The 10,647-nt window shown below is 31.6% G+C and carries 6 protein-coding genes; all 6 read left to right on the plus strand.

Annotated elements, in window-relative coordinates; translation table 11 throughout:
• The first annotated feature begins 283 nt into the window (after positions 1-283).
• The 6 genes from IDG45_RS03785 (at position 284) to norB (ending at position 10,250) form a co-directional block, all read left to right on the plus strand.
• Positions 284-3,724 (plus strand): dynamin family protein, encoded by a 3,441-nt coding sequence (locus tag IDG45_RS03785; RefSeq protein ID WP_031927645.1) that lies wholly within the window; start codon positions 284-286, stop codon positions 3,722-3,724.
• A 19-nt stretch (positions 3,725-3,743) separates the two neighbouring features.
• Complete coding sequence (locus IDG45_RS03790) at positions 3,744-4,622, plus strand: 5'-3' exonuclease (protein WP_001133019.1); 879 nt, start codon at positions 3,744-3,746, stop codon at positions 4,620-4,622.
• Positions 4,623-5,096: 474 nt separating this feature from the next.
• On the plus strand, positions 5,097-6,215 hold the full coding sequence (ald, locus tag IDG45_RS03795) for an alanine dehydrogenase (protein WP_000959426.1): 1,119 nt from the start codon (positions 5,097-5,099) through the stop codon (positions 6,213-6,215).
• Positions 6,216-6,309: 94 nt separating this feature from the next.
• Positions 6,310-7,350, plus strand: a complete 1,041-nt coding sequence (gene tdcB / locus IDG45_RS03800) for a bifunctional threonine ammonia-lyase/L-serine ammonia-lyase TdcB (protein WP_000210828.1) — start codon at positions 6,310-6,312, stop codon at positions 7,348-7,350.
• A gap of 30 nt (positions 7,351-7,380) precedes the next feature.
• Positions 7,381-8,703, plus strand: a complete 1,323-nt coding sequence (locus tag IDG45_RS03805) for an APC family permease (protein WP_000064778.1) — start codon at positions 7,381-7,383, stop codon at positions 8,701-8,703.
• A 155-nt stretch (positions 8,704-8,858) separates the two neighbouring features.
• Entirely contained in the window at positions 8,859-10,250 is a 1,392-nt protein-coding gene (norB, locus tag IDG45_RS03810; RefSeq protein ID WP_000414690.1) for a multidrug efflux MFS transporter NorB, read from the plus strand.
• Positions 10,251-10,647: the final 397 nt, after the last annotated feature.

Consider the following 10,647-nt stretch of genomic DNA (forward strand, 5'->3'; position numbering starts at 1 on the left):
TTATACGGTGTCAATTCTGTGACGTGTGTGAACAAACTGTGACAATATTTATTTTCTAGAAAAATTTAACGATGATTTGTGATTTTTAGAAAAATGAACTTTTAAGTTGGAATGTTTGAAGAAAATTGATTATTCGTATGTTTTATCAAGCAGCTATGATAAAATTTAAACATAATACAATGCGAGCCATTCAACGATCTTTGTTTAAATGGACATTGATATTGTATGAATTCGTTTTAACAAGCAAGCATTTCTATGTGAACGAACCAAAGGGGAAAGTAACATGATTAATAAAGAACATTTAGATCTTTTATATAAATTAAAAAAAGAAGTTGAAAAGTCGCGAAATGAAGCACTTTTACATACAATTAACCAAGTAATTAAGAAAGTATATTTGCAGCAATATACATGTTCGTTCGTTGGACATTTTTCTGCAGGTAAATCGACACTGATAAATTTATTAATTGAACAAGATATCTTACCAAGTTCACCTGTACCAACGACAAGTAATACTGCTATCGTGTCAGTTTCAGACAATCCCGATATTATTGCTAATTTGCCGAATCAAACGTATGCCAAATTATCTAATTATGATGAAGTAAGGGAAATGAATCGCCAAAATGTTGACGTTGAATCTGTAGAAATTAATTTTCAATCAGCTAAATTTAAAAATGGGTTTACGTTGCAAGATACACCAGGTGTTGATTCAAATGTTGCATCACATCAGTCAATAACAGAACAATATATGTATACAAGTAATATGATATTTTATACGGTTGACTATAACCACGTTCAATCTGAACTTAACTTTAAGTTTATGAAGCATATAAATGATGTTGGAATACCTGTTGTGTTTATCATTAATCAAATTGACAAGCATCAAGACGATGAATTGTCATTCTCTACGTTTAAATCACGAGTTGAAAAATCAATTGCAGATTGGGGTATTAAATTAGAACGCACCTTTTATGTATCGAAATTTGATCACCCTGAAAATGAACTTGAAGTATTATCAAGTTATCTAATTTCATTAGATCAACATAGAGAGACAATAGAGGATTATACATCAAGAACGGTTGAATATATTACCGAAGCTCAGCTAGATTACATTCAGTCTGAAATCCAGGAAGTACTAGAAGATTTAGGTATCGAAGAAGCAGAGTTTGAACAAGCATTTTTAAATAGTCAACAACATCAAGCAATTAGTGAAGAGGCACAACTTTTAAATAATCCAGATGAATTAATGGCATTTTTAAAGAATAAGCGTAAAAATATTTTAGAAAATGCATACATTATGCCACATAATATGAGAGAAATGTTACGAAGTTATTTGGAAAGTATGTCTCAAGACTTTAATGTTGGCGGCCTTTTTAATAAAAAGAAGAAAAAGCTACAAATTCAACAACAGCGATTATTAACAGCGACAGATGCGTTACAAGAACATGTTAATCAACAAATTCGTCAACCAATGCGAGAAGATATGTCATTTGTTACGCGTTTTATCAATAAAAAAGAAGCTTCAGATAAAGTATTAAATCAGCATTATGACGTTAAGCCGGAAATGATTGAAGGTTTATATCAACCACAAACATCAATCAGCAATACTTATGTACTTACATTTTCAGACGAAGTGGTTAAAGCCATAAAGAAATATGTTGAACAACAATCAACACCGATTTTTAAAGAAATAATAGAAAATGTGCAGGCAGATGAATTACCAACAGAAGAAAGTGATGATTTAAAAGAATATCAACGTTATACAGAATTAAATGAGCTGCGTCAATCATTGACGACTAAGAATTATCGTCACTACTATATTCATTTAGATGAATCTCTAGATAAATTAGTAGATCGACAAGAGACAACATATCAAGTGGCTACTGATAATGCTCAAGATAATCGTGATAATCAGCAGCTAAATCAAAATACAGCTACAACAAATATGTCTATAGATATTCAAAAAGCACTTGATATAATTTCGGATGTGCCTTTGTTCAAGCGTACAAAGCAGGATATCCACGAAACATTAACACGTATAGATAATAAATTAATAAAAATAGGTGTATTTGGAACATTTAGTGCGGGTAAAAGTAGTTTGATAAATGCATTATTAGGCGAGCAGATTTTAGTCAGTTCTCCAAATCCTACTACAGCAGCTACTACAGAAATATCTTATGGAGATGAGAGTTATATAACGCTAAAATCACAATCGCAATTATTAGATGAAATTAATGCAGTAGTTGAATACCAAAATATGTCTTTTTCAACTATAGAAGACTTTATTAATTCAGATTTAGAAAAGTTAAAATCACATTTAAATAAAAATCAACTTGCTTTTGTTCATGCAGTTGAAAAACATTATAATTTGTATGTCAATATGTTGGAAAATGGAGAAAAACATGCCATAAATCAACAAGAATTGAAAAAGTGGAGTGCAGAAGATGAATACGCAACATTTGTTAAAACAGTACACATTGCATTAATGCATGATTGGTTAAAAGGTAAAATAATTGTTGATTCATTAGGGCTACACTCAAATAACCAAAGGCATACAAATGAAACCGAGCAAATTTTAACTTCTTCAGACTTAATATTGTATGTAAGTTATTTTAATCATTCATTTACTGATAATGACAAAGCGTTTATAGAACACATGAAAGATATGAACCAGCTGAATGAAAACCAAGCATTTAAAATGGTAATTAATGCTGCTGATTTAGCAGAAAGTCAAGATGATCTTGAAGCGGTTGAAACATATGTATCAGATGCATTAAGACAAGTACACTTACAATCAGACATTTTTGCTGTATCAAGTCGAAATGCATTGCAAGCTGAAGATAAGGGTATTGATCAATTAAAACAAAGCATACAACAATTTGTTGATGTTGAATCTAAATCAATTTTAGAACAACAAATGATTCATCAGCTTCAACAAATGGATCGTTCTTATGTTGAGATGATTACAGAATTTGAAACAAATAAAGCTGATATTTCACGTCGCCAACAAAGGTTAACAGTCTATAAAGATAAACAGCGTTTACAACATCAATTAATTGATGCGACGCTACAACATACAGACAACGAAGTTGAAGAACAAGTTTATCATTTAAATGCTCGTTTAAAACTACAACTACTTGACGATGTTAAATCAGTGTTTAATTCTCAAATGACGCAAAATAGTGATTTTAATGAAGAAAAGAAAGTGTCTACGAGAGTATACTTAGATCAAATTCATCAACGATTGTTTTTAGAGCAATCTTTAATTACAGAACGTATAAAAAAATACTTTAATAAGCAACTCACTGAACAAATTGCACCAATCGTTCAACAATTAGCAGATTTACATGTCATTGTTAATCCTCAGTTTAACTTTGAATCAGCTAATATAGAGCAACCATTATTGCACATCGATTTCAACGATATGCTAAATGCATTGCCTAAACAATTAACAAAACGTAAAATTTTGAATCCAAATGGGCAAAGAGATATACATGAATCAATTTGTCAAAGTACGTTAGGATTATTACAACCACAAATGGGATTATTGAGGCAACAACTTGAATTATATGTTAAGCAAATGGCTGTAGAAGCTGAATCGCAATTTGAAAGTTTTGAAGCTAATATTCAAGCGCAAATAAACGATTTATTAGCATTTGATTTAGATACAACACTTATCAATCAATTGAAAGATAAACATCAACAACTGAAAACTATTTTATATTAAGAAAGAAGGAACGTTTTAAATGCCTAATAAAATATTACTTGTAGATGGTATGGCGCTATTATTTAGACATTTCTATGCTACAAGCCTTCATAAACAATTTATGTACAATTCACAAGGTGTACCTACAAATGGAATACAAGGATTTGTGCGTCATATCTTTTCGGCAATACATGAAATACGCCCTACACATGTAGCTGTTTGTTGGGATATGGGACAATCAACTTTTAGAAATGATATGTTTGATGGTTATAAACAAAATCGTTCTGCACCACCAGAAGAATTGATACCACAATTTGATTATGTTAAAGAAATTTCAGAGCAATTTGGCTTTGTAAATATTGGCGTTAAAAACTATGAAGCGGATGATGTTATAGGTACATTAGCACAACAATATTCAACTGATAACGATGTCTATATTATTACGGGCGACAAAGATTTACTGCAATGTATTAATGACAATGTTGAAGTTTGGCTAATTAAAAAAGGTTTTAACATTTATAATAGATATACATTACATCGTTTTAACGAAGAATATGCCCTTGAACCACAACAACTAATCGATATTAAAGCGTTTATGGGTGATACAGCAGATGGATATGCAGGTGTTAAAGGAATTGGTGAGAAAACGGCTATTAAGTTAATTCAGCAATATCAAAGCGTTGAAAATGTGGTTGAAAACATTGATGCATTATCAGCTGGGCAACGTAATAAGATTAATGACAATTTAGATGAACTATATTTATCGAAGCGACTGGCTGAAATTCACACACAAGTACCAATTGATAGTGATGCACTTTTTGAGAAAATGTCATTTGCAACAACGCTTAATCATATTTTATCAATTTGTAACGAACATGAATTACATGTTTCAGGAAAATATATTTCATCCCATTTTTAAAGAGTATAAGATTTTATGAAAAATTAAACCAATTAAGTATAAAAAGACTATTTCTATCGATACAAGGTAGAAATAGTCTTTTTGCGTATTTGGATATGTCAAAGTGAATAAATAAGCCGAATTTTGATTGATACATATTTGATTAATCAATAGAGTTTAAAGAATTATATTTCATCCAAATAAATTACCATACACTACAAAATAGTACAGTTACAACTTTATTCATTAAAAAAATGGATTTGATTAATTAGTTTTTGAGTCAATGTATTAATACAACTATAAATCAAATGAAGTATAAGAAATAAATATAGTAGTATAATTGCACATAATATTTAAGAATAAGAATAATATATTAAATATTTATTAACAAATTATAGATAAAATATGAATAATTAATTAATGGTATTTACATATTCATAACCAAAGGATAAAATAATTGTGAAATTATTCACAAACGAAAGAGGAGTGTTGCAAATGTTAGTTGCAGTAGTCAAAGAATTAAAACAAGGTGAAGGACGTGTAGCTTGCACACCCGAAAATGTGCGTAAGTTAACGGATGCAGGACATAAAGTAATTGTTGAAAAAAATGCTGGCATTGGTTCAGGATTTTCTAACGATATGTATGAAAAAGAAGGCGCTAAGATCGTAACTCACGAACAAGCATGGGAAGCAGATCTTGTTATCAAAGTAAAAGAACCTCATGAAAGCGAATATCAATATTTCAAAAAGAATCAAATTATATGGGGATTTTTACATCTAGCATCTTCAAAAGAAATAGTAGAAAAAATGCAAGAAGTTGGTGTTACTGCGATTAGTGGTGAAACCATTATAAAAAATGGAAAAGCAGAATTATTAGCGCCAATGAGTGCTATAGCAGGTCAACGCTCAGCAATTATGGGAGCTTATTACTCTGAAGCACAACATGGTGGTCAAGGTACTTTAGTGACTGGTGTACATGAAAATGTGGATATACCTGGTAGTACATATGTGATTTTCGGTGGTGGAGTAGCAGCAACAAATGCAGCAAATGTTGCCTTGGGACTAAATGCTAAAGTAATCATTATCGAGTTAAACGATGACCGCATTAAATATCTTGAAGATATGTATGCAGAAAAAGATGTCACAGTAGTCAAATCAACACCAGAAAATTTAGCAGAACAAATTAAAAAAGCAGATGTATTTATTTCTACAATTTTAATTCCAGGTGCGAAACCGCCAAAATTGGTTACTCGTGAGATGGTTAAATCAATGAAAAAAGGTTCAGTATTAATCGATATAGCTATTGACCAAGGTGGAACTATTGAAACAATTAGACCAACTACAATTTCTGATCCGGTGTATGAAGAAGAAGGTGTGATTCATTATGGTGTACCAAATCAACCAGGAGCAGTCCCAAGAACTTCAACAATGGCATTAGCACAAGGAAATATTGATTATATATTAGAAATTTGTGACAAAGGCCTAGAACAAGCAATTAAAGATAATGAAGCCTTAAGTACTGGAGTAAACATTTACCAAGGACAAGTGACAAACCAAGGATTAGCTACATCACATGACCTAGATTATAAAGAAATATTAAATGTTATCGAATAGATAGTAATTTAAATGAAATTGAGTGAAATGAATATTTTAAATATAGCATTATAGTTTGGACTAAAAATTTACAAAACGAAAGGATGTAATTATTATGACAACCAACACAGTTACATTACAAACAGCACATATTGTAAGTTTAGGAGATATCGAAGAAGCTAAAGCAAGCATTAAACCATTTATTCGTCGAACACCTCTAATTAAATCAATGTATTTAAGCCAAAGTATAACTAAAGGGAATGTATTTCTAAAATTAGAAAATATGCAATTCACAGGATCTTTTAAATTTAGAGGCGCTAGCAATAAAATTAATCACTTAACAGATGAACAAAAAGAAAAAGGCATTATCGCAGCATCTGCTGGGAACCATGCACAAGGTGTTGCTTTAACAGCTAAATTATTAGGCATTGATGCAACTATCGTAATGCCTGAAACAGCACCACAAGCGAAACAACAAGCAACAAAAGGCTATGGGGCAAAGGTTATTTTAAAAGGTAAAAACTTTAACGAAACTAGACTTTATATGGAAGAATTAGCGAAAGAAAATGGCATGACAATCGTTCATCCATATGACGACAAGTTTGTAATGGCAGGCCAAGGAACAATTGGTTTAGAAATTTTAGATGATATTTGGAATGTGAATACAGTCATCGTACCAGTTGGCGGTGGAGGATTAATTGCAGGTATTGCCACCGCATTAAAATCATTTAACCCTTCAATTCATATTATCGGTGTTCAATCTGAGAATGTTCATGGTATGGCTGAGTCTTTCTATAAGAGAGATTTAACTGAACATCGAGTGGATAGCACAATAGCAGATGGTTGTGATGTAAAAGTTCCTGGTGAACAAACATATGAAGTAGTTAAACATTTAGTAGATGAGTTTATTCTTGTTACTGAAGAAGAGATTGAACATGCTATGAAAGATTTAATGCAGCGTGCCAAAATTATTACTGAAGGTGCAGGGGCATTACCAACAGCTGCAATTTTAAGTGGAAAAATAAACAATAAATGGCTTGAAGATAAAAATGTTGTTGCTTTAGTTTCAGGCGGGAATGTTGACTTAACTAGAGTTTCAGGTGTCATTGAACATGGACTGAATATTGCAGATACAAGCAAGGGTGTGGTAGGTTAAAACATTTAATCTTAAAAATGAGGTGTAATTATGTCAAATGGTAAAGAATTACAAAAAAATATAGGTTTCTTCTCAGCGTTTGCTATTGTTATGGGAACAGTTATTGGTTCAGGAGTATTCTTTAAAATATCAAACGTAACAGAAGTAACAGGAACAGCAGGAATGGCCTTGTTTGTATGGTTCCTAGGCGGCATCATTACCATTTGTGCGGGGTTAACAGCAGCAGAACTTGCTGCTGCAATCCCTGAAACAGGTGGCTTAACGAAGTATATAGAATATACATACGGTGATTTCTGGGGCTTCCTATCAGGTTGGGCGCAATCATTTATTTATTTTCCAGCTAACGTAGCAGCATTGTCTATCGTATTTGCGACACAGTTAATTAATTTATTCCATTTATCTATAGGTTCGTTAATACCAATAGCAATCGCATCTGCGTTATCTATTGTGTTGATAAATTTCCTAGGTTCAAAAGCAGGCGGAATTTTACAATCAGTTACATTAGTAATTAAACTGATTCCAATCATCGTTATCGTAATTTTTGGTATTTTTCAATCTGGAGATATCACTTTTTCATTAATTCCAACTACAGGTAATTCAGGAAATGGTTTCTTTACAGCAATTGGTAGTGGTTTATTAGCAACTATGTTTGCATATGATGGTTGGATTCATGTAGGAAATGTTGCGGGGGAACTTAAAAATCCTAAACGCGATTTACCTTTAGCGATTTCAGTTGGTATCGGTTGTATTATGGCTGTGTATTTATTAATTAACGCTACATTCTTATTAACACTGCCAATAGAACTACTTGCTGGTAATTTAAATGCAGCTTCAGATACATCAAAAATATTATTTGGTGAAAATGGCGGTAAGATTATTACAATCGGTATATTAATTTCTGTTTATGGTACGATCAATGGCTATACTATGACTGGTATGCGCGTACCATATGCAATGGCTGAAAGAAAATTATTGCCATTCAGCCACTTATTCGCAAAATTAACAAAATCTGGCGCACCATGGTTTGGCGCAATTATACAACTTATAATCGCTATCATCATGATGTCAATGGGAGCATTTGATACAATTACAAACATGTTAATCTTTGTTATTTGGTTGTTCTATTGTATGTCATTTGTTGCGGTAATAATTTTAAGAAAACGCGAACCAAATATGGAGCGACCATATAAAGTACCGTTATATCCAATCATACCTTTAATTGCTATTTTGGCAGGATCATTTGTATTAATTAATACACTGTTTACACAATTTATATTAGCAATCATTGGCATTCTAATAACAGCACTTGGTATACCAGTTTATTACTATAAGAAGAAACAAAAAGCAGCATAAGGTAAGATAACTAGCATTGAGAATAAATGGATGGACTACTAATAAATTTAAAGTTTTACACATTAAAATCAAAAACCATTCAATTATTCTATGGAACAGACAAATTTCTGTTATGGAATTTGTCTGTTTTCAAAAGTATAGGGAGGCAAATAGAGATGGAAAAGCCGTCAAGAGAGGCATTTGAAGGCAATAATAAGTTGTTAATTGGGATTGTTTTAAGTGTAATAACGTTTTGGCTATTTGCACAATCATTGGTTAATGTTGTACCAATACTTGAAGATAGTTTCAATACAGATATTGGAACGGTTAATATCGCCGTTAGTATAACTGCTTTATTTTCAGGAATGTTTGTAGTAGGAGCAGGTGGTCTTGCTGATAAATATGGCAGAATTAAACTCACGAACATTGGTATTATCTTAAATATATTGGGTTCATTATTAATCATTATTTCAAATATTCCTTTATTACTTATTATAGGAAGATTAATTCAAGGACTTTCAGCAGCATGTATTATGCCTGCAACTTTGTCTATTATTAAGTCATATTACATTGGGAAAGATAGACAACGCGCTTTAAGTTATTGGTCAATTGGCTCATGGGGCGGCTCTGGTGTTTGTTCATTTTTTGGAGGTGCAGTTGCAACGCTTTTAGGTTGGCGTTGGATTTTCATCCTATCAATTATAATTTCATTAATTGCGCTGTTTCTTATTAAAGGCACACCTGAAACTAAATCTAAATCGATTTCTCTAAATAAATTTGACATTAAAGGTCTGGTTCTTTTAGTCATTATGCTCCTCAGTTTAAATATTTTAATTACTAAAGGATCAGAATTAGGTGTAACCTCACTTCTTTTTATCACATTATTAGCAATTGCAATTGGAACTTTTAGTTTATTTATAGTTCTTGAAAAGCGTGCTACAAATCCTTTAATCGATTTTAAATTATTTAAAAATAAAGCTTATACAGGTGCAACAGCTTCAAACTTTTTGTTAAATGGTGTTGCAGGAACATTAATAGTAGCCAACACATTTGTTCAAAGAGGTTTAGGATATTCTTCATTGCAAGCAGGAAGTTTATCAATCACTTATTTAGTAATGGTATTAATTATGATTCGTGTTGGTGAAAAGTTACTTCAAACACTCGGATGCAAGAAACCAATGTTAATTGGAACAGGAGTGCTTATTGTCGGAGAATGCCTCATTTCATTAACATTTTTGCCAGAAATATTGTATGTCATTTGTTGTATTATAGGTTATTTATTCTTTGGTTTAGGACTAGGAATATATGCTACACCATCAACAGATACAGCAATTGCAAATGCACCGTTAGAAAAAGTAGGCGTTGCTGCAGGTATCTATAAAATGGCTTCTGCATTAGGTGGAGCATTTGGCGTCGCATTGAGTGGTGCAGTTTATGCAATCGTATCAAATATGACAAACATTTATACAGGTGCAATGATTGCATTATGGTTAAACGCAGGAATGGCAATTTTATCATTCGTTATCATTTTGTTACTTGTGCCTAAACAAAACGACACTCAATTATGATAATTGAGAATTAAATTGAAATCATACAAGTCGCTACAATATTAAACAAAAATATAAACCGATTCTTATGTGTCATTATTTTAAATGAACATAGGGATTGGTTTTTTATTACTCTTTTACGCTACTTTATTTATAATTATTATAAATTGTCACAAATTCAATTTACCTTACAATATATTTTGTGTTATTATATTCTGTAGCATAAATAAATTGTTCAACACATAGTTGTAATGTGTTTCAATACTTTTTGGATAGATTGCGAAATTGTATTGAATCGTCATCGTTTTAAATTTTTAAATGAGAATGGAATGAGCATTACAATACACAAGCAATCAAAAGTAAATACATTCACAACACAACAGAGACATAACAACAAGAAAAGGAGTGAACAATAGCT

Source organism: Staphylococcus sp. EG-SA-10, from assembly GCF_017151945.1.
In the GTDB taxonomy this organism is placed as follows: Bacteria; Bacillota; Bacilli; order Staphylococcales; family Staphylococcaceae; genus Staphylococcus; species Staphylococcus aureus.